Origin of the sequence: Pandoraea sp. E26 (genome assembly GCF_000681415.1) — a bacterium.
In the GTDB taxonomy this organism is placed as follows: domain Bacteria; phylum Pseudomonadota; class Gammaproteobacteria; order Burkholderiales; family Burkholderiaceae; genus Pandoraea; species Pandoraea pnomenusa.
On the sequence record NZ_AYXJ01000007.1, the window covers coordinates 52,587 to 72,052 of the forward strand.

At 66.4% G+C, this 19,466-nt stretch carries 16 protein-coding genes; 10 read left to right on the forward strand and 6 right to left on the reverse strand.

The genetic code is table 11. From position 1 onward, the window contains the following. Positions 1-78 precede the first annotated feature (78 nt). Together W930_RS0104230 and W930_RS0104235 are read right to left on the reverse strand one after the other, a co-directional pair. On the reverse strand, positions 79-837 hold the full coding sequence (locus W930_RS0104230) for an SDR family oxidoreductase (protein ID WP_023873483.1): 759 nt from the start codon (positions 835-837) through the stop codon (positions 79-81). A 150-nt stretch (positions 838-987) separates the two neighbouring features. After that, a complete protein-coding gene (locus W930_RS0104235) occupies positions 988-2,463 on the reverse strand; it encodes an aldehyde dehydrogenase family protein (RefSeq protein ID WP_023873484.1) in 1,476 nt (491 codons plus the stop codon). A 278-nt stretch (positions 2,464-2,741) separates the two neighbouring features. On the opposite strand from W930_RS0104235, the gene W930_RS0104240 reads away from it, so the two are divergent. From W930_RS0104240 to dapA, 5 genes are all read left to right on the forward strand, one after another. Beyond that, the gene (locus W930_RS0104240) at positions 2,742-4,178 is read left to right on the forward strand and encodes an FAD-binding oxidoreductase (protein ID WP_024788568.1); all 1,437 of its coding nucleotides are present in this window, start codon (positions 2,742-2,744) and stop codon (positions 4,176-4,178) included. A gap of 217 nt (positions 4,179-4,395) precedes the next feature. After that, entirely contained in the window at positions 4,396-5,439 is a 1,044-nt protein-coding gene (locus W930_RS0104245) for an ABC transporter substrate-binding protein (protein WP_048806858.1), read from the forward strand. Positions 5,440-5,484: 45 nt separating this feature from the next. Further along, positions 5,485-6,597, forward strand: coding sequence for an ABC transporter ATP-binding protein (locus W930_RS0104250; protein WP_023597092.1), 1,113 nt, complete (start codon positions 5,485-5,487; stop codon positions 6,595-6,597). Positions 6,598-6,681: 84 nt separating this feature from the next. Further along, complete coding sequence (locus W930_RS0104255; protein ID WP_051399243.1) at positions 6,682-8,403, forward strand: ABC transporter permease subunit; 1,722 nt, start codon at positions 6,682-6,684, stop codon at positions 8,401-8,403. Between the two features lie 64 nt (positions 8,404-8,467). Beyond that, a complete protein-coding gene (gene dapA / locus W930_RS0104260; RefSeq protein WP_023597090.1) occupies positions 8,468-9,379 on the forward strand; it encodes a 4-hydroxy-tetrahydrodipicolinate synthase in 912 nt (303 codons plus the stop codon). Positions 9,380-9,422: 43 nt separating this feature from the next. On the opposite strand, the gene W930_RS0104265 is transcribed toward dapA, so the two are convergent. After that, positions 9,423-10,307 carry an IclR family transcriptional regulator gene (locus W930_RS0104265; RefSeq protein ID WP_024788567.1) on the reverse strand — a complete coding sequence of 295 codons (885 nt, stop codon included), beginning with the start codon at positions 10,305-10,307 and terminating at the stop codon, positions 9,423-9,425. Positions 10,308-10,457: 150 nt separating this feature from the next. Here W930_RS0104265 and W930_RS26005 point away from each other — a divergent pair, with 150 nt between their 5' ends. The 5 genes from W930_RS26005 to W930_RS0104290 all read left to right on the forward strand — a co-directional run bounded on the left by W930_RS26005 (position 10,458) and on the right by W930_RS0104290 (position 16,480). Then, on the forward strand, positions 10,458-11,642 hold the full coding sequence (locus W930_RS26005) for an alpha-hydroxy acid oxidase (protein ID WP_023597088.1): 1,185 nt from the start codon (positions 10,458-10,460) through the stop codon (positions 11,640-11,642). 103 nt (positions 11,643-11,745) lie between these two features. Continuing rightward, on the forward strand, positions 11,746-12,273 hold the full coding sequence (gene ppa, locus W930_RS0104275) for an inorganic diphosphatase (protein WP_023597087.1): 528 nt from the start codon (positions 11,746-11,748) through the stop codon (positions 12,271-12,273). Positions 12,274-12,481: 208 nt separating this feature from the next. Continuing rightward, positions 12,482-13,618 (forward strand): GNAT family N-acetyltransferase, encoded by a 1,137-nt coding sequence (locus tag W930_RS0104280; RefSeq protein ID WP_023597086.1) that lies wholly within the window; start codon positions 12,482-12,484, stop codon positions 13,616-13,618. A gap of 308 nt (positions 13,619-13,926) precedes the next feature. Then, the gene (locus W930_RS0104285) at positions 13,927-16,023 is read left to right on the forward strand and encodes an NAD(+) synthase (protein WP_023873487.1); all 2,097 of its coding nucleotides are present in this window, start codon (positions 13,927-13,929) and stop codon (positions 16,021-16,023) included. 118 nt (positions 16,024-16,141) lie between these two features. After that, on the forward strand, positions 16,142-16,480 hold the full coding sequence (locus W930_RS0104290) for a P-II family nitrogen regulator (protein ID WP_010805431.1): 339 nt from the start codon (positions 16,142-16,144) through the stop codon (positions 16,478-16,480). Between the two features lie 197 nt (positions 16,481-16,677). Here the strand turns inward: W930_RS0104290 and W930_RS0104295 are convergent, their stop codons facing one another. The 3 genes from W930_RS0104295 to trxB all read right to left on the reverse strand — a co-directional run bounded on the left by W930_RS0104295 (position 16,678) and on the right by trxB (position 19,191). After that, positions 16,678-17,298 (reverse strand): trimeric intracellular cation channel family protein, encoded by a 621-nt coding sequence (locus tag W930_RS0104295; protein WP_023873488.1) that lies wholly within the window; start codon positions 17,296-17,298, stop codon positions 16,678-16,680. Positions 17,299-17,358: 60 nt separating this feature from the next. After that, the gene (locus tag W930_RS0104300; protein ID WP_023597083.1) at positions 17,359-18,036 is read right to left on the reverse strand and encodes a Smr/MutS family protein; all 678 of its coding nucleotides are present in this window, start codon (positions 18,034-18,036) and stop codon (positions 17,359-17,361) included. A gap of 198 nt (positions 18,037-18,234) precedes the next feature. Next, positions 18,235-19,191 (reverse strand): thioredoxin-disulfide reductase, encoded by a 957-nt coding sequence (trxB, locus tag W930_RS0104305; RefSeq protein WP_023873490.1) that lies wholly within the window; start codon positions 19,189-19,191, stop codon positions 18,235-18,237. Positions 19,192-19,466 lie beyond the last annotated feature (275 nt).

The window sequence follows — 19,466 nt, forward strand, 5'->3', positions numbered from 1 at the left end:
GGTAACGAGTACTACGACTGCGGGTACGACGACTGCGGGGTGACAGTCAGGCTAGGGGATGCGAAAACGGGCGGCGGCTCAGATGCAGCGTCCGCCGTCGACTTCCAGGCACACGCCGGTGATGAAGGCGGCGTCATCGCTCGCGAGGTAGAGGCAAGCGTTGGCAATGTCCTGCGGGGTGGAGAAGCGCCCGAGCGGAATGCCGGCGAGGAATTTGGCGCGATTCTCGGGGGTGTTGGGCACGCCCATGAACTCGGCGGTCAGGCCGGTATCGCCGATGACGGGATTGACGCAGTTCACCCGGATATTGCGCGGGCCGAACTCGGCCGCCATGGCCTTGCTGGCGGTAATGACGGCGCCCTTGCTGCCGTTGTACCAGACGAGTCCGGGGCGCGGACGCACGCCGGCCGTCGACGCGATGTTGATCATCACCCCGCCCCCGCGCTGCTGGAAGTAGGGCATGACGGCGCGCGCGCTCCAGAAAATGCTTTTGACGTTGACCGCATAGACCCGGTCGAATTCGGCCTCGGTCACTTCGAGCATCGGTTTGTTGCGATGCGTGGTGCCCGCGTTGTTGACCACGACGTCGAGCTGGCCGAAGCGGGTGACGGCCTCGCCGAGCAGGGTGACGTGATCCTCCTCGCGCGACACGTCGCCGTACACGAAGGCGGCGCGCCCCCCGGCGCCGGCGATCTCGGCCGCGACACGTTCTCCGGCCTCGCGGTTCAGGTCGTTGACGATGACGGCCGCGCCTTCGCGCGCGAAGGTTCTGGCGATGCCTTCGCCGAAGCCGGAGCCCGCGCCGGTGACGATGGCGACTTTGTCTTGCAAACGCATGCCTGGTCTCCTGAGTTGCCTGTGACGAACGCGGCGCCGGCGCGCATGCCTTGTATTACCCCCGCCGGATCGGCCCAGACAGGGGAGGCACGGGGCGCCGGATGTCGAGCCGCGCGCTTTTTAGGGGTTTCGAGGGGCGCGAGCCGCGAATCACCCGTGCCGGATGGCGACCGTCTTGAGCGTGGTGAAGCCGTACAGCGCTTCAAAGCCCTTTTCGCGCCCGTGCCCGGAGTGTTTCATGCCGCCGAACGGCAGCTCCACACCGCCGCCCGCGCCGTAGTTGTTGATGAAGACCTGCCCCGCGCGGATCGCCCGGGCGAGTCGCAACTGGCGGCCGCCGTCGCGCGTCCAGACACCTGCCGCCAGCCCGTACGGGGTGCCGTTGGCGAGTCGCACGGCGTCGGCTTCGTCGGTAAACGGCATGGCCGCGAGCACCGGACCGAACACTTCCTCATGCGCCAGGCGATGCGTGGGCGGCACGTCGCGCAACAGCATCGGCGCCTGATAGAACCCGGCCTGCGGCGCACTCGCGATCACTTCTCCCTGCGACATGACGGCAATGCCATCGTGCTGCGCTTCGGACAGGAAGTCCCACACGCGCTGCTGTTGTCGTGCGTTGATGAGCGGACCCAGATCGAGATCGTCCCGCGATGGCCCGACGCGCAGATGGGCGAACGCCTCGGCCAGATGCGCGAGCACGGTTTCGTAGGCATCGCGCTCGACCAGCAGGCGGCTGCCGGCCGAGCAGGTCTGGCCCGCGTTCTGCACGATGGCGTTCACGACCACCGGCAGTACGGCGTCCATGTCGGCGTCGGCGAAGACGATCTGCGGCGACTTGCCGCCGAGCTCCAGCGTGACCGGCGTGTGGTGCTCGGCCGCCATCTGCGATATGAGCGTGCCGGTCGCGGGCGAGCCGGTAAACGAGATGTGGTCGATGCCGGGATGCCGGGCAAGGGCGGCACCCGCTTCCGCGCCGTACCCCGTGACGATGTTGAGCGCCCCCGGCGGCAGGCCGGCCTCGAGCGAGAGCTCCGCCACGCGCAGCAGCGACAGGCAGGCGTCCTCGGCCGGCTTGACCACGCACGCGTTGCCGGTCGCGAGCGCGGCGGCCACGCTGCGCCCGAAGATCTGCAGCGGGTAGTTCCACGGAATGATGTGGCCCGTCACACCATGCGGCTCGCGCAGGGTGAAGACGGTGAAGCCCTGCTGGTACGGAATTGTCTCGCCGTGCAGTTTGTCGGCGGCGCCGGCGTAGAACTCGAAGTAGCGAACGATCGCCGCCGCATCGGCACGCGCCTGCTTCAGCGGCTTGCCGGTGTCGCGCGCTTCGCGCTGTGCAAGGTCTTCCTGATGCCTGGCAAGCAGGCTGGCGAAGCCATGGAGCACGCGCCCCCGCTCGGCGGCGGACGTTCGCCCCCAATCGCCCTCGAACGCGGCGCGCGCGGCTTGCACGGCGCGGTCGATGTCTTCGGCGTCGCCCCGGGCGATGTCGGTGAAGGGCTGGCCGTCGGAAGGATCGATGACGGGGATGACGGCATTGACTGCACTGGCGGACGTGGCAGAACCGGCGGCCCGTCTTGCAGGCGCGACCCATTGATTGCCGATGAAGTGTGTAGCTTCGGGCATGTCGACGGCACCTCGTGTAAAGGGTGGAGCCATTATCACTTAACTCGCGACGGCGTTGACGGTCGTATCGGGCGCATCCGCATAAACACCTAAAACGATTGCATTGCAATTAAAGCTATTTTATTGCAATTTTTTCTCGCCTATCCTTGATCACATCGAATCGCCAGACGGGCGCTCGGTTGAGTGCGGTACGTCGCGGGCGAGGCTTGTGCATACCGTGGCGACCCCCGTCGGGCAAGGCGCTTCAGGGCAATCGTGTTCCTCCGGAGTAGGCAGCAATGAACAATGCAGTAACGCGCGGCACGTTGGTCTCACGTTTGCAGGACGCGCTCGGCGCCACCGCCGTGCTCGGCGACGCTTCCGACACGGCCGGATACACCGAAGACTGGCGTGGGCGTTATCGCGGCGAGGCATTGTGCGTGGTGCTGCCGTCGTCGACCGCGCAGGTGAGCGAAGTCGTGAAGCTGTGCGCGGCGGCGGGGGTGCCGATCCTGCCGCAGGGCGGGAATACGAGTCTGTGCGGCGGTGCGGTGCCGCCTGCGGTCGGCGCGGCGCCGGTCATTCTCAATCTCGCACGCATGCGCCGGATTCGCGACGTCGATGCCGCCAACGGCTCGATGGTCGTCGAAGCCGGGTGCATCCTGAAAACGGTGCAGGACACTGCTGCCGAGGCGGGACGTCTGTACCCGGTCAGTCTCGGCGCCGAGGGCTCGTGTCAGATCGGCGGCACGCTCTCGACGAACGCGGGCGGCACGAGCGTGCTGCGTTACGGCAACACCCGCGAGAACGTGCTCGGCCTTGAAGTCGTGCTGGCCGACGGCACGGTCTGGAATGGCCTGCGTGCGTTGCGCAAGGACAATACCGGCATCGATCTCAAGCAACTGTTCATCGGTGCGGAAGGCACGCTGGGCATCATCACGGCGGCTGCCCTCAAACTGCACCCGTTGCCCACGCATCACGCGCTCGCCTGGTTCGCGCCGCGCGATCCTGCCGCCGCCGGACAGATTCTGGGCATGTTCCAGAACGCCTGTGGCTCGCGCCTGTCGGCGTTCGAGATCATGAATCGGCATCAGCTCGACCTGGTGCTGGCCAACGTGCCGAACCGCCGCAATCCGCTCGGCGGGGCGCACGACTGGCATGTGCTCGTGGAACTGGGCGACACGCGCGACGCCGAAGGGCTCGCGGCCGTGCTGACCGAAACGCTGGGCGAGGCCATCGAGCGGGGACTGGTGGAAGACGCGGTCATTGCCGCGAGCGAGACGCAGCGCGCCGACCTGTGGGAAGTGCGCCACAGCGTGAGCGAAGCCAACAAGAAGGCCGCGGTCGGCCTGACGACCGATTGCGCCGTGCCGGTATCGAGTGTCCCGGCGTTCATCGACGCGGCAACGCGCGCCGTGCACGCCATTGTGCCGGGGCTCGACATTGCCGTGGTCGGCCACATGGGCGACGGCAACGTGCACTTCATTCCGATGTTCTCGTTCGCCGAATGGGATGCGCTGGCCGACAGTGCCGCGATGGGCGACGCGATGCGCGCCTGCGTGAACGACGTGGCGGCGCGCCTGTCGGGCACGTTCAGCGCGGAGCACGGTGTGGGCCAGACGGGCCTGCCGCTCATGGCGCGCTACAAGGCGCCCGCCGAACTCGCGCTCATGCGTCGCGTGAAGGCGGCGCTCGATCCGAACCAGTTGCTCAACCCGGGGCGCCTCGTTCCCTGAACCCCGGGGCCCGCGAGGGCCTCGGGACCACGTCAACGTTTTGCTGTTTGTTTTGCCATAACTGCGCGCGCGGCGGCTGTGCCTCTGCGCTCCGCTGCCGCGCCCACCCTCCCAGCCAAGACCGGAGACCATGATGAAACGCAAGACCTCCGCAAGCCCGCTCGATACCACCGTCGACAACGCAGCGACGCTCGCACAACCGGGCCGCCGCACGGCCATGAAGACCGCGCTGCTCGGCGCCACGGCCGTGGCGTTCCCGTTCGTGTGGACGCCTTCGCGCGCCGCCTCCAAGCGCATCGTGGTGCGCGATGACGGTGGGATTTACACCAAGGCGTACGACGCCGTGTTCTACAAGCCGTTCGCCAAGGCGACCGGCATCGAGGTCGTGGGTGTGCAGGCCAACGCCGAGCCCACCGCGCAGATCAAGAGCATGGTCGAGGCCGGCAGCTACACGTGGGACATGGCCAAGATCAGCCAGCCCGCGATCCTGTTGCTGACCGGGGGCGGCAAGGAATATCTGGAGCGCCACGGCCTCGAGGCGGATCCGACCATCGCCAAGATTCCCAAGCAGTACATGTCGCCCTTCGGTGTGGGCACCAACATCTATTCGACCGTGCTTGCGTATCGCACCGACGCGTTCAAGGGCCGCAAGGCGCCGTCGTCGTGGGCGGATCTGTGGAACGTGAAGGACTTCCCGGGCCGCCGCTCGCTGCGCAAGTATCCGTTCGACACGATCGAGGAGGCGCTGCTCGCCGACGGCGTGGCCCCGGGCTCGGTGTACCCGTGCGACTTCGACCGGGCGTTCAAGAGCCTGGACAAGGTCGCCAAGCAGGTGGCGGTGTGGTGGACCACGGGCGCGCAGGTCGAGCAGATGCTCGGCTCCGGCGAAGTGGACATGGTGGCCACGTGGGCCTCGCGTGCGCAATCGGCGCAGGCCAACGGCGCGCCGGTCGAGATCGTGTGGAACCAGAACATCTGGGGCTGCGACAACTGGTCGATCCTCAAGGGCACGCCGAACGCGCCCGCCTGCCGCGAGTTCATCAAATTCGCGAGCGACCCGAAACGTCAGGCCGAACTGGTGAAATTCTTCCCGGCCGGCCTCACGCAACCGGAAGCGTTCAACTACGTGAAGCCGGAAATCGCGAAAAACTGCCCCACGTTCCCCGAGAACATGAAGAGCGGCGTGCACATCAACGCGCAGTTCTGGCAGCAGAACCAGAGTGCCGCGCTCGAACGCTTCAACCGCTGGATCCTGACCTGATCCTCACCTGCCGTTTCGTTTCATGTTTTATGGGGTGCTGATCTCATGACCATTGCCAATCTCCAGGTGTCGGGCCTGTCCAAGCGCTACGGCGATTTCGTCGCGCTCGCACCGACCGACCTCGATGTCGCCCAGGGCGAATTCCTGACCTTGCTCGGGCCCAGCGGCTCGGGCAAGACCACCTTGCTCTCGCTCATCGCGGGTCTGTCGCAGCCCGACGCCGGGGCCATCCGCATCAACGGGACCGATGTCACGTATGGCGCGCCGTACGAACGCGACATCGGCATGGTGTTCCAGAACTACGCGCTGTTTCCGCACATGACCGTGGCGGAGAACATCGCCTTCCCGTTGCAGATGCGTCGCACCGACGCACAGGCCGCGCGCAAGAGGGTCATGGACGCGCTGGAAATGGTGCATCTGCCGCACGTGGCGGAGCGCTATCCGCGCGAGCTCTCGGGTGGGCAGCAACAACGTATCGCGCTCGCGCGATGCATGGTGTACCGGCCGTCCATCATCCTGATGGACGAGCCGCTCGGTGCGCTCGACAAGAAGCTGCGCGATCACATGCAGCTCGAGATCAAGCGCATTCACCGCGAGCTCGGCACCACCATCGTGTATGTCACGCACGATCAGGAAGAGGCGATGACGATGTCGGACCGCATTTGCCTGATGAACGCGGGCGAAATTGCCCAACTCGGCACGCCGGACGATCTGTACTTCCGTCCGAAGAGCGTGTTCGTGGCCGACTTCCTCGGCGAGTCCAACCTGCTCGACGCCACCGTGCTCGAGCGCGCGGGCGATCAGGTGCGCGTGGCCATGCCCGGCGTGCAGGGCTCGCTCGGCGCCGGCGCCATGGTCTACGACCCGCAGGTCGAGCGCGGCCGTCCGGTCAAGCTGATGCTGCGTCCGCAGAACCTGCACATCCACGACGGGCAGCCTGCGGCCGACGGCATGGCCACGATCTCGGCCAGGCTCACCGACATCATGGTCACTGGCGGCATGACCAAGCTCTACCTGCAATCGGCGCTCACCGACGGCGACGCCGGCAAGTCGCTGGTGGCGGCGTTTCCCACGCATCGTCAGGGCAACCGCTTCGAGATCGGCCAGACGCTCGGTCTCGCGTGGCGTGCCGACGACGCCGTGGCGATCGCGGGGTAAGCCATGAGTGCCTCCGCCGTGGTTCGTCCCTCGTCCTCCCAGCCCGTCCACCCCGCGCCGCGCCGCTCGCCGTGGCGAGCACGCATGCGCCCGCTGCTCATGGCCGCGCCGATCGTCATTCTGCTGGCGGTCATGCTGATTTACCCGGTCGGTCAGCTGTTGCTGCTCAGCATTCGTGGCGAAGGCGGCTTCACCCTGGTCGAGTACCAGCGCCTGTTCGCCTCGTCGGTGTACGTGGAAGTATTGCTCATCACGCTGAAGGTCTCGCTCTACACGACCTTCTTCTCGGTGCTCACGGGCTACCCGATCGCCTACCGTCTTTCCACGCTCAACGGTGCGCGCAAGCAGCGCCTGCTGTTCTGGCTGCTGCTGTCGTTCTGGACCAGCTTCCTCGTGCGCACCTTCGCATGGGTGGTGCTGCTCGGGCGCAATGGCGTGATCAACCGCACGTTGCTCGACCTGGGCGTGATCGACGCGCCGCTCTCGCTGCTCTACAGCTTTCCGGCCGTGGTGCTCGGCATGGTGCACGCGCTGATGCCGCTGGCCGTGCTCACGATGCTCTCGGTCATGGAGAACATCGACCGTCGTCTGCCGAGTGCGGCGTCGACGCTGGGCGCACGCCCGGGGACGGTGTTCTGGCGGGTTTACTTCCCGTTGTCGCTGCCGGGCGTGGCCGCCGGCGCGTTGATGGTGTTCGTGACCTCCATCGGCTTCTTCATCACGCCGACGCTGCTTGGCGGTCGTCATGAAACGATGATCACCCAGCTCATCATCGACCAGGTGATGCAGGCGTTGAACTGGGGCTTCGCCGGGGCGATCTCGGTGCTGCTGCTGGCCGTGGTGCTCGCGGTGTTCTTCATCTACGACCGCATGGTGGGCCTCTCGACGATGGCCGGCGGCGCGGGCGACGTGAAGGCCGGCAAGCGACGCGGCGGCTGGACCCGCGTGCTCGGCGAAACGGTGCTCACGGCGCTGGGTCACGCGACCGATCTGCTGCTGCGCGCGCTGCCCCGCAGCCAGCGGGAGCAGGGCGATGGATTCGTGTTGCGCGTCGTCGTGTTCCTGCTGGTGGTGTTTCTCGCCGCTCCCGCGCTGCTGATGATTCCGATGTCGTTCGACTCGGCCTCCGGGCTCGCCTGGCCGCCGAAGGGTTTCTCGCTCCAGTGGTACCAGCAGATATGGGATTCCCCGCTGTGGATGCAGGCGGTGACCCGTTCGATGCTGGTGGGCATCGGCGCCGGACTGCTGTCGATGCTGATCGGCACGCCCGCCGCCTTCCTGCTGGTGCGTGGCGGCATGCGCGGCAAGTCGGCCATGCTCGCCTTCGTGCTCGCGCCGATCGTGGTGCCCCGCATGATTCTTGCCGTGGGCGTGTTCTATTTCTTCGCCAAGGTCGGCCTGGTCGGCTCCAGCGTGGGGTTGACGCTAGCGCATACGGTCGTGGCGGTGCCTTACGTCGTCATCACGATGATGGCCGTGCTGCGCAACTACGACACGCGTCTCGATCTGGCGGCCTACAGCCTGGGCGCGCGCCCATGGGCCACGCTGCGTCGCGTGACGTTCCCGATTCTCGGCGCGGGGCTGCTGTCGTCGTTCCTGTTCGCGTTCGCCACGTCGTTCGACGAGCTCACGATCGCGCTGTTCACGTCCGGCGGGCTGTCGACCACGCTACCCAAGCAGTTCTGGGACGAGATCACGATGCAGATCTCGCCGGTCATCGCGGCCGTCTCCACGTGTCTGTTCCTTTTCATTGCCGCACTCATCTGGGTGGCCGAGCGTCTGCGCCGGCGCAGTCTCGCGACCTGATCGCGGGGCGCCGCGCGCGCCGCCCGGACTTTTCCCGTACTCACGAACCACGGACGTTTAACTCATGCTTCGCTCCGAACAACTCAAGGGCATTCTGCCGGCCATTCCCACGCCGGTGAACGCCGACGACACGATTCATTCCGACGCCGCGCGCGCATTGCTGCGCTATCTGCTCAAGCAAGGCATCGACGGCGTGGTGCCGCTCGGCGGCACCGGCGAATACGGGGCGCTCTCGCGCGCAGAGCGCGTGCGCATGGCGGAAATCACCGTGCAGGAAGTCAAGGCCCACGGCCGCGACGTGCCGGTGATCGCCGGCGTGCTCGACCCGGGCTATCACGACGCCATCGGCGCCGGACGCGATTTCGCGGCCGCGGGCGCCGACGGATTGCTCGTGCTCACGCCTTACTACACGAATCCCACGCAAGCCGGCATTCGCGACTACTTCCTGCGATACGCCGACGAATCGCCGCTGCCGATCCTCATCTATGAGATTCCTTATCGCACGCGCATCGCGATTGCGCCGGAAGTGCTGCACGAGCTCTCGCGCCACGAAAACATCGTGGGCATGAAGGCCTGCAACACCGACATGTGGCATTTCCTGCGCACGGTGGCGGGCGTGGACGAGTCGTTTGCGGTGCTCAGCGGCGAAGACACGCTGTTCCCGCTGCACGTGGCGGCGGGGGCGCGTGGCGGTATTGTGGTCACCGCGTCGCTGCTGCCCACGGCATGGCAGCGGATCTTCGCACTCGCGGCCGAGGGCAAGACGGCCGAGGCCCTGGCGGTGCATCGCTCGCTCATTCCGCTCATGAACCTGGCGTTCGCCGAAACGAACCCGGGGCCGATGAAGTCGGTGATGGATCTGATCGGGGTGAATGCGCCGGCGATGCTTGCGCCGCTCGTGCCCCCCGCCGCGGCGCTCTCGAGCGAGCTGCGTGCCGAACTCACGCGTCAATTGGCGATTTTCGAAGGCCGGTGAGGCTTGGCCGGTGTCCGGGTACGCCCGGACGCCGGACGGCGGCTTACCGGCGGAATGTCGACAGGCGCGATTTGGAGATGGACGTCGCCGCCACCTGAACGTGGGGCGCGAGTTCGGCTTCCACCCGTTCGCGGGTCCAGCGCGAGGTGGGCACCGAGATGTTGATGGCCGCAACGGCCTGTCCGTCGTGATCGGTAATCGGCGCGGCGACCGAAATGTCGCCCATCACGGTTTCGCTCTCGACGATGGCATAGCCCCGGCGAGCGGCAGTCTGGATTCGCTCGAGAAGTTTCTTCTCGTCGATGACCGTGTACGGCGTCATCGGTTCGAGCGGCGTGTTCGCCAGGATTTCCCGCACGCGCGCCTCGGGCAGTCGCGAGAGCATCGCAATGCCCGACGCCGTGAACATGGCCGGCAGCCGTGCGCCGACCACGATACCGATGTTCACGAGGTGCTGGCCCGGAAAACGTGCGATGTACACGATCTCGTGGCCGTCGAGCTCCTGGAGGTTGGTGGTCTCGCCGACGCGCCGGAAGATGTCGAGCAGATACGGCGCGGCCTTCTCCACCAGATCGTTCGCGCGGATGTAGTTGAACGAGAACTGGAGCACTTTCGTGGTCAGCCCGTAAGTGCGGGTCTCCGGCACGCGAAAGAGATAGCCGAGCACTTCGAGCGTATGCACGAGCCGCTGCGTGGCGCTGCGATCGAGCCCGGCGGCTTTGGCGATGTCGCCCAGCGTCATGTAGCGCGCCGGGCCGTCGAAGGCGTGCAGCACCTGAAAGGTTTTTTCCGTCGATCCCACGAAAAGGGACGAACGCGACGTCGATTTGCCGCTACCCGCCGTCCCGGTGGGCGGGGTCGAGGAGGCAGCGGAGGTGTCTTCGGTGCGGCGGGGTGACCGGGTGGACCGGGCGGTCGTGCGCGGCATGGCAGGTACCGGTATGTTCGGATAGTAACGATAGTGATTGTAATGCAATTGTTTGTGAGCGACTAACGATTTGTCCCGTACCGGCAGTGCACTGCCATGCACGATGCACCGCTGCGAGACACCAGGGCGACAAGGAATTTGGGGGAAGCGATGCGGGCATTTTCCTGCGTGGAGGATTACCGGCGGGCGGCGCGGCGGCGGTTGACGAAGCTGGCGTTCGATTATCTGGAGGGCGGTGCCGAAGACGGCGACGCCTTGCGACGCAATCGGGATGCGTTCGGGCAGTGGGGGTTTTTGCCGCGCGTCATGACGGATACGTCGCAATGTTCGGCGGCGACCACGTTCTGGGGCCGCGCGGCCAGTGCGCCGATGGCGGTGGGGCCGACCGGCCTGAACGGTCTGTTCTGGCCGCGCGCGGACGAGTTGCTTGCCCGGGCGGCGGCCGATGCCGGATTGCCGTTCGTGTTGTCGACCGCGTCGACCTCGTTGCTCGAAGACGTGCGCGCGGCGGCTCCCGACGCGCAACTGTGGCTTCAGTTGTACGTCCAGCAGGATCGGCGCATCGCCGAGAGCATGATGCGCCGCGCGCGCGAGGCGGGTTTTCGCACGCTGCTGCTCACCGTGGATACGCCGGTGCACGGCAAGCGCGATCACGACGTGCGCAACGGTTTCAAGCTACCGCTACGCGTTACGCCGCGGCTGGTGGCAGATTGCCTGCGGCATCCGCACTGGAGCTGGCAGATGCTGGCCCACGGGGCGCCGCAACTGCGCAATATCGCGAAGAGTGTGGGCGAGCGGGCCGACCTGGCGCGCCATGCGGCCATGCTGAGCCGTCAGATGGACCTGTCGCTCGGTTGGGACGACCTGGCCTGGGTGCGGCGCCATTGGCCGGGCGAAGTGCTCGTCAAGGGCATTCAGACGGTGGACGACGCCCGTCAGGCGCAAGCGCATGGCGCCGACGGCATCGTGGTCTCGAACCATGGCGGCCGGCAACTGGGCAGCACGCTGGCGCCGCTCGAGGCGCTGGAGCCGATCGTGGCGGCGGTGAGCGAGCGAGGCCCGGGCATGGCGGTATTCGTCGACGGCGGCGTGCGGCGCGGGGCCGACGTGGCCAAGGCCGTGGCGCTCGGCGCCAAGGGCGTGCTGCTCGGCCGTGCGCCGTTGTATGGTGTCGCCGCGTGCGGTGCGGCGGGGGCCGCCGGGGTGCTGGCGCTGCTGCTCGACGAATTGCGCACGACGATGCAATTGCTGGGCTGTGCCGGGGTGGACGACCTGACGCCGGCACGGCTGGCCAGGCTGCCGGCGCTACAGGGAGGGCGGGCAAACCCGCTATAATGTTCCGCGCCCGATTGCCGTCGGGCGGCGCGACACCCGGCCGGTCGGCGGGGGGGATGCGCCGCGCGGCGGCACGCCCATTTTCATACACAGGAATGCCATCATGAGCTTCAACCACGTGCCTGCCGGCAAGGACATCCCCAACGATTTCAACGTCATCATCGAAATCCCGGCGCAAAGCGACCCGGTAAAGTACGAAGCCGACAAGGATCTGGGCCTGCTGGTCGTTGACCGCTTCATCGGCACGGGCATGCGCTACCCGGCCAATTACGGCTTCATTCCGCAAACGCTCGCGGGCGACGGCGACCCCGTCGACGCGCTGGTCGTCACGCCGTTCCCGCTGCTGGCCGGCTCCATCGTGCGTTGCCGCGCGCTGGGCATGCTCAACATGACCGACGAATCGGGCGTGGACGCCAAGCTGGTCGTCGTGCCGGTCGACAAGATCTGCCCGATGACGGCGCACATGAAGTCGATCGACGACGTGCCGGGCTACCTCAAGGACCAGATCAAGCACTTCTTCGAGAACTACAAGGCGCTCGAGAAGGGCAAGTGGGTCAAGGTCGAAGGCTGGGAAGGCATCGAGGCCGCTCACAAGGAAATCGTCGACGGCGTGGCCAACGCCAAGAAGTGAGCGTCATGGCTCGCGGGCGGCGCTCGACGCCGCCTTCCGGCATCCGAAAAACCCGGCATCATGCCGGGTTTTTTGTTGCCTGTCTGAAAGCGGCGCCGAGTTCGGCGACAATGGCTGGCGATTCGGTGTCGGCGCGCGATTGGCGCGGGCCGGGCCGGCACAGGGGGTGTCGCGGTCGACACACAGGCAGGCAGACGAGGGGGAAGCGGTGAGCAGCGACGTGGTCATTCGTGTGGTGCATTCGATCGAAGACGTATCGGCCGACGCGTGGAACGCGCTCGCCGGCGGCAATCCATTCGTGCAGCACGCTTTCCTGAACGCCATGCACACGAGCGGCTGCGCGGCCAAGCGCACCGGCTGGCAGCCCGCCTATCTGCTCATGCATGCGGGCGAGCGCCTTGTCGGGGCGATGCCGCTGTATGTCAAATCGCACTCGCGCGGCGAGTACGTTTTCGATCACGCCTGGGCCGACGCGTTTGCCCGCCACGGCCTGGACTACTACCCGAAACTGCTGTGCGCGGTGCCGTTCTCGCCAGTCACCGGACCGCGCCTGCTCGCGCGCACGCATGCCGAACGCGTGGCGCTCGCACGCGGTGCGATCGCTTTCGCCAAGCAGGTCGAGTTGTCATCGATCCACGTGCTGTTCGCGCACGACGACGATCTGGCGGCGCTGACCGAAGCGGGCTACATGCTTCGCGAAGGCGTGCAGTTCCATTGGGAGAACCCGGGGTTCGCCACGTTCGACGATTTCCTCGCGCAGATGAACCAGGAAAAGCGCAAGAAGCTCCGGCAGGATCGACGCCGCGTGCGCGACGCGGGCGTGACGTATCGATGGCTGCGCGGCGCCGACATCGACGACGCGGCGCTCGATTTCTTCTACCGGTGCTATGAGAACACCTATCGCGAGCACTGGAACGCACCGTACCTGAGCCGTGGGTTCTTCGGTGACGTGCATGCCGCGATGCCCGACGCGCTGATGCTCGTGATGGCCGAGCGCGACGGCCGACCGCTCGCCTGCGCGCTGAACGTGATCGGCGGGGACACGATGTACGGCCGCTACTGGGGCGCCACGGACTTCGTCTCCGGCATGCATTTCGAGACGTGCTACGCGCAGGGCATCGAATATTGCATTGCGCATGGACTGCGCAGTTTCGAGGGCGGCGCGCAGGGGGTGCACAAGATGGCGCGCGGGTTGCTTCCCACGCCCACCTGGTCGGCGCACTGGATTGCGGACACACGTTTTGCCGATGCCATCGCCGAATTTCTCGACGCGGAGACGACGGCGATGGATGAGCACATCGGCGAGCTCGAGGCGCATACGCCGTTCAAGCGGCATACGCCGTGACGCATGCCGCCCATGACGACGCCACCGTGGGCGACGACATGTGTGTGGCGGTGTTGCGTCCGCGTGCAAGCGGGACAGCGGGATAGCCGGATAGCGGGATAGCGGGATAGCGTGCCGACGATGCATGGCCGGACCGCGGGCGCAGGGCGAACGAGGGCGCTGAAGCGGCGTGCGGCCCGGCAAATCGGGGCCTCGCGTAATATACTGGCGATTCTCACGTCCGCCACTCGCGTCGGGCGGGCGCGCCACGCATGGCCGCTCCGCTTGCCGACGGGCTGGCACACGGGCGATGCCTGGTAGCCGCCGACATGACCAACCGATTCCTCAATCTCTACAATCACGATTTCGCACGCGTGGCCGTTGGCGTGCCGCAATGCCGCGTTGCCGACCCCGCCTACAACGCCGCGCAGACCATTGCGCTCGCCAGGCAGGCCGACGCCGCCGGCGCGGTGCTCGTGGCATTCCCCGAACTGGGGATTCCCGCATACAGCTGCGAAGACCTGTTCCAGCAGCGCGCGTTGCTCGATGCCTGCGACGCCGCGCTCGCGGAGATCGTTTCGGCGAGTCGCGAGCTTGGGGCGGCGCTCATTGTCGGCATGCCGGTGCGCGTGCAGCAGCGCCTGTTCAATTGCGCCGTGGTCGTGGCGCGCGGCCGGATTCACGGGGTCGTTCCGAAGACGTATCTGCCGAACTACAGCGAGTTCTACGAGGCGCGCCAGTTCAACGCGGCGGACGACGCCGGCGTCGACACGGTCATGCTGCTCGGGACAGCCGTGCCGTTCGGATCGCTCATCTTCGAAGCCGCGGACCAGCCGTTGCTGCGCTTTCACTGCGAGATATGCGAGGACGTGTGGGTGCCGGTGCCGCCGTCGTCGTTCGCCGCGCTCGCGGGCGCCACGGTGCTCGTCAACCTGTCGGCATCGAATGTCGTCGTGGGCAAGTCGGCCTATCGCCATCAACTGGTGGGGCAGCAATCGGCGCGGTGTCTCGCGGCGTATCTCTACACCTCGGCCGGACAGGGGGAGTCGAGCACCGATCTGGCCTGGGATGGCCAGGCGTTGATTTACGAGAATGGCGACATGCTCGCGGAATCGGACCGCTTCGCGAGCGAGTCGCATCTGATTTTCGCGGACGTCGATCTGGAGCGGCTCGCGCGCGAACGGATGCACCAGACGACGTTCGGTGTGTCGGTGCGTCGTCATGCCGACGAAGTGGCGCGGTTTCGCACTGTCGAGGTGGATCTCGCGATCCCGCGCGACGCCGAACTGCCGCTCGCGCGGGCGGTCGCGCGCTTCCCGTACGTGCCGTCCGATGCGCAGCGTCGTGACGAGCGCTGCCACGAGGTCTACAACATTCAGGTCCAGGCGCTGATGCAGCGTCTGGCGTCGTCGAAAATTCAGAAGGTCGTCATCGGAGTGTCCGGCGGGCTCGACTCGACACACGCCTTGCTTGTGTGCGCGAAGGTCATGGACCGTCTTGGCCTGCCGCGCACGAACATCCTGGCGTACACCATGCCAGGCTTCGCCACGAGCGAGCGCACGCTGCGTCAGGCGCGCGAGCTGATGGAGGCGGTCGGGTGCACGGCGCGCGAGATCGATATTCGCCCGAGCTGCATGCAGATGCTCAAGGACCTCGACCATCCGTTCGCCCGCGGCGAAGCAGTCTACGATGTGACCTTCGAGAACGTGCAGGCGGGCGAGCGCACCAATCACCTGTTCCGGTTGGCAAACCATCAGGGCGCCATCGTGATCGGCACCGGTGACCTGAGTGAGCTGGCGTTGGGCTGGTGCACCTATGGCGTAGGCGACCACATGTCGCACTACAACGTGAATGCCAGCGTGCCGAAGACCCTCATCATGCATCTCGTGCGATGGGTCGCGGAAACGGGGCAATTGGGCGGCGCCGCGTCGGCTTCGCAGGCGAAGTCGCCGAAGGGCGCACCGCAGCGCAACGTGCTCATCGACATTCTCGAGACCGAAATCAGTCCGGAACTGGTGCCCGGCAAGGCCAACGGGGCGCCCGAGCAGCGCACCGAGCACTTCATCGGGCCGTACGAGCTGCAGGACTTCAATCTGTACTACACGCTGCGCTTCGGCTATGCCCCGCGCAAGGTGGCGTTCCTGTCGTGGAGCGCATGGCACGACGCTGCACTCGGACGCTGGCCGGACGAGGGACACGTCGCGCGACACGCCTACGACCTGGTCGCGATCAAGCGCAACCTGCGCATCTTCCTCGACCGGTTCTTCCGCACCAGCCAGTTCAAGCGGTCGTGCATCCCCAACGCTCCGAAGGTCGGCACCGGCGGCTCGCTCTCGCCGCGCGGCGACTGGCGAGCGCCGAGCGACTCGGAGTCGATGGTGTGGCTCGCGGATCTCGACACGGTGCCGGACGATCCGCATGCCTGACACCGCGACCGTGGGTGCGCCGTCATCGGCACGCCCTCCCGGCCCGGTACAATAGCCCGGTGAAGGCTCAGAACCCTCCAACCAAGACAACCAAGACAACCAGGATATCGAGGCGACAATGAAACGCGTAACTGCCATCATCAAACCCTTCAAGCTCGACGAAGTTCGCGAGGCGCTGGCCGAAGTCGGCGTGACCGGCCTGACCGTCACGGAAGTGAAGGGCTTCGGCCGTCAGAAGGGCCACACCGAGCTGTATCGTGGCGCCGAGTATGTCGTCGACTTCCTGCCGAAGATCAAGATCGAGGTCGTGGTGAGCGCCGCGCAGGCGGAGCAGGTCATCGACGCCGTGCTGGGCGCTGCGCGCACCGGCAAGATCGGCGACGGCAAGATTTTCGTGACCGACGTGGAGCGCGTGATCCGCATCCGCACGGGCGAAGAGGGCGAGCAAGCCGTCTGAGGCGCGCGGCGCGACACGCGCCGCTACGCTCGGATCGGTCACGGTGCGCTGGCGGGCATCGGAAATCGGAAGGGCGACGACCGCGTTGGCGGCGTCGCCCTTCGACGTTCGATGCCGTCGATTCGGTTTGTATCGCGTTGGAAGCGCGCTAGCGGCGCGTTGGATGTGTGATGGAGGCGGGATCGAAACCGGTGCGTTCAGGATTTGAGCCGGACATCGAACGCGACGGTGATCAGGCGTACGAAGATCACCGACAGCGCGCTGATCGACAAGGTGTAGAGCGGGTCGAGATCGACGTACGTGAGCGCGATGTAGATCCAGCCGCCGACGAAGGCGCATATCGCGTAAGGGCGCGTGTCGCGCAAAACCAGCGGCACCTCGTTGCAGAGGATGTCGCGAATCACGCCGCCGCCCACGCCGGTAATGACCCCCATCATCACGGACATCAGTGCCGACATGTCGGTCTGCAGCGCGAGCGACGTGCCGGATGCGCTGAAGAAGCCAAGGCCGATGGCGTCGGTAATGAGCAGCACGCGCTCGGTCGCCACGCGCGAGACGAGCTTCATGACGCCGGATGTCGAGAGCGAGAGCACCAGAATGATGACCGTGTACCACTGGTGCTGCACCCAGTAGAACGGACGATGGTCGAGCAGCACGTCGCGCAGCGTGCCGCCGCCGAATGCCGTGGCGAAGGCCAGCACGAAGGCGCCGACCGGATCGAGGTGCTGCTTGCGGGCTTCGGCGAACCCCGAGATGGCGCACGAGAATACGGCTATGGCCTCCATCACGGCCAGAATCGTATGCAGCTGGGCGCTCATCTCTTGAATCATCGGCGAATCCCGAGAGTGATACGTCGTGATCGGCGGGGGCGCGTTCGCTTACCCGCGGGGCGCCCTCGTCTGCGCAGCCTGGAGCAATACTACCAGCGCACCGCCGCCGCCGTCGCGTCCTTGCGCCTGCGCCCACGCGAGCACTTCGTTCTTCTGTGCGAGCCAGCCTCGCACCTTGTCCTTGAGCACCGGTTCGCGATTGACCGACCCCAGCCCCTTGCCGTGGATCACGCGCACGCAGCGCAGGCCGCGCTTGACGGCGTCGTGCAGAAACGCGGACAGCGCCTCGCGCGCCTCGTCGCGGCGCATGCCATGCAGGTCGATCTGCGCTTGCACGACCCATTCGCCGCGCTGGAGCTTGAGTACGGCGTCCTGGCTGATGCCGGGGCGGCGGTAAGACAGCCGGTCGTCGGTGTCGAGAAGCGCTTCGGGATCGAACTCGTCGGAAAGCGATTCGAAAAGCACCGCCGCTTCGTCTTCCTGCGTCTGGCGGGCGACGGGCTCGGGCGGGCGACGCGGGTGCTCGACGCGATCGACGGCACCCCTGGCGGCGAGCGGCGCGATGTCGCCGATGCTGTCGCGGAACACATTGGCGTCGCGCCGGGCCTGGGCGGCGCGCTGGGCGGCGGCCAGACGTTCGGCCTCACGCGCGGCCGTCTCCTTCGCGAGCGTATCGCGCAGGGCGGCGAGGTCGCCGAGGCTGAGTTTCGGTGGCTTCTTGCTCATGGGCGTGCGAACAAGGACGAGGGAGGATCAAGCTGGGCGAACGGATCGGTTGGATCCGGTCGCGCCAAAGGTGCCGAGGGTGCCGAGGGTGCCAAATATGTCAACGGCACCACAGGCAGCGGCGCCAAGACCGAATGGCGCCACGGACCAAGCCGCGAGCGCCGGACGGCGAGGGCGCCGAAACATGGCGCGAATGCCTTACTGGTCGAGATTTTCGAGGTAGCGTTGGGCGTCGAGCGCGGCCATGCAACCCGTGCCGGCGCTGGTGATGGCTTGACGGTAGACGTGGTCCTGCACGTCGCCGGCGGCGAACACGCCCGGCACGCTGGTCGCCGTCGCGTTGCCGTTCAGGCCGCTGTGCGTGACGATGTACCCGTTCTTCATCTCGAGCTGACCCTCGAAGATATCGGTATTCGGCTTGTGGCCGATGGCGATGAACACGCCGTGCAGCGCGATGTCCTCGTGCGCGCCGGTCTTCACGTTCTTGATGCGCACGCCGGTGACGCCGGAGTCATCGCCGGTCACTTCGTCGAGCACGTGGTCGTATTTCAGTTCGACCACGCCCTGCTTGGCTTTCTCCAGCAGACGGTCGATCAGAATCGGTTCGGCGCGGAATTTGTCGCGACGGTGAATCACGGTCACCTTGCTGGCGATGTTCGCCAGATACAGCGCCTCTTCCACGGCCGTGTTGCCGCCACCGACGACGCAAACTTCCTTGCCTTTGTAGAAGAAACCGTCGCACGTGGCGCAGGCGGACACGCCGCGACCCGAGAATGCCTCTTCGGACGGCAGGCCCAGGTACTGGGCCGAGGCGCCGGTGGCGATGATCAGGGCGTCGGCGGTGTATTCGCCGGCGTCGCCGATCAGGCGCAGCGGGCGCTCGTTCAGGTGCACCGTGTGGATGTGATCGAAGATTATCTCGGTGTTGAAGTGCTCGGCGTGGGCCTGCATGCGGGCCATGAGTTCGGGGCCTTGCACGCCGGTCGGGTCGCCGGGCCAGTTCTCGACGTCCGTGGTGGTCATCAACTGGCCGCCCTGGGCGATCCCGGTGATCAGCACGGGGTTGAGGTTGGCGCGCGCGGCATAGACGGCGGCGCTGTAGCCGGCGGGGCCGGAACCGAGAATCAGGACTTTTGCGTGCTTGGCGACGGACATGGACGGACTCACCGGAAAGGGGGTAGGGGCTGGCGCCGGAACGGATCCGGCGCAAACCCACATTATAAAGGGCCGACGTCGTTTCGTTGATGGAGCCTTGCAATCGACGCGATAGCGAAGGACCGGATCGGGGCCTACGCGAGCGCCGGAAGCCGGGCGGCGCGTTGCGGGAAGTCCCGGCGTTACTGCTTGTCACCTTTTCCTGCATTAACGAATGTAATAGTTGTTTACAATGGAGCCTTGCCGCGCGGCAGGCCGCCCGTCTGCCCGCCCAA

Bases quoted from the DNA above. Each gene is read 5' to 3' on its own strand.
- W930_RS0104230 (WP_023873483.1), bottom strand. From the start codon at position 837: ATGCGTTTGCAAGACAAAGTCGCCATCGTCACCGGCGCGGGCTCCGGC.
- W930_RS0104235 (WP_023873484.1), bottom strand. From the start codon at position 2,463: ATGCCCGAAGCTACACACTTCATCGGCAATCAATGGGTCGCGCCTGCA.
- W930_RS0104240 (WP_024788568.1), top strand. From the start codon at position 2,742: ATGAACAATGCAGTAACGCGCGGCACGTTGGTCTCACGTTTGCAGGAC.
- W930_RS0104245 (WP_048806858.1), top strand. From the start codon at position 4,396: ATGAAGACCGCGCTGCTCGGCGCCACGGCCGTGGCGTTCCCGTTCGTG.
- W930_RS0104250 (WP_023597092.1), top strand. From the start codon at position 5,485: ATGACCATTGCCAATCTCCAGGTGTCGGGCCTGTCCAAGCGCTACGGC.
- W930_RS0104255 (WP_051399243.1), top strand. From the start codon at position 6,682: ATGCGCCCGCTGCTCATGGCCGCGCCGATCGTCATTCTGCTGGCGGTC.
- dapA (WP_023597090.1), top strand. From the start codon at position 8,468: ATGCTTCGCTCCGAACAACTCAAGGGCATTCTGCCGGCCATTCCCACG.
- W930_RS0104265 (WP_024788567.1), bottom strand. From the start codon at position 10,307: ATGCCGCGCACGACCGCCCGGTCCACCCGGTCACCCCGCCGCACCGAA.
- W930_RS26005 (WP_023597088.1), top strand. From the start codon at position 10,458: ATGCGGGCATTTTCCTGCGTGGAGGATTACCGGCGGGCGGCGCGGCGG.
- ppa (WP_023597087.1), top strand. From the start codon at position 11,746: ATGAGCTTCAACCACGTGCCTGCCGGCAAGGACATCCCCAACGATTTC.
- W930_RS0104285 (WP_023873487.1), top strand. From the start codon at position 13,927: ATGACCAACCGATTCCTCAATCTCTACAATCACGATTTCGCACGCGTG.
- W930_RS0104290 (WP_010805431.1), top strand. From the start codon at position 16,142: ATGAAACGCGTAACTGCCATCATCAAACCCTTCAAGCTCGACGAAGTT.
- W930_RS0104295 (WP_023873488.1), bottom strand. From the start codon at position 17,298: ATGAGCGCCCAGCTGCATACGATTCTGGCCGTGATGGAGGCCATAGCC.
- W930_RS0104300 (WP_023597083.1), bottom strand. From the start codon at position 18,036: ATGAGCAAGAAGCCACCGAAACTCAGCCTCGGCGACCTCGCCGCCCTG.
- trxB (WP_023873490.1), bottom strand. From the start codon at position 19,191: ATGTCCGTCGCCAAGCACGCAAAAGTCCTGATTCTCGGTTCCGGCCCC.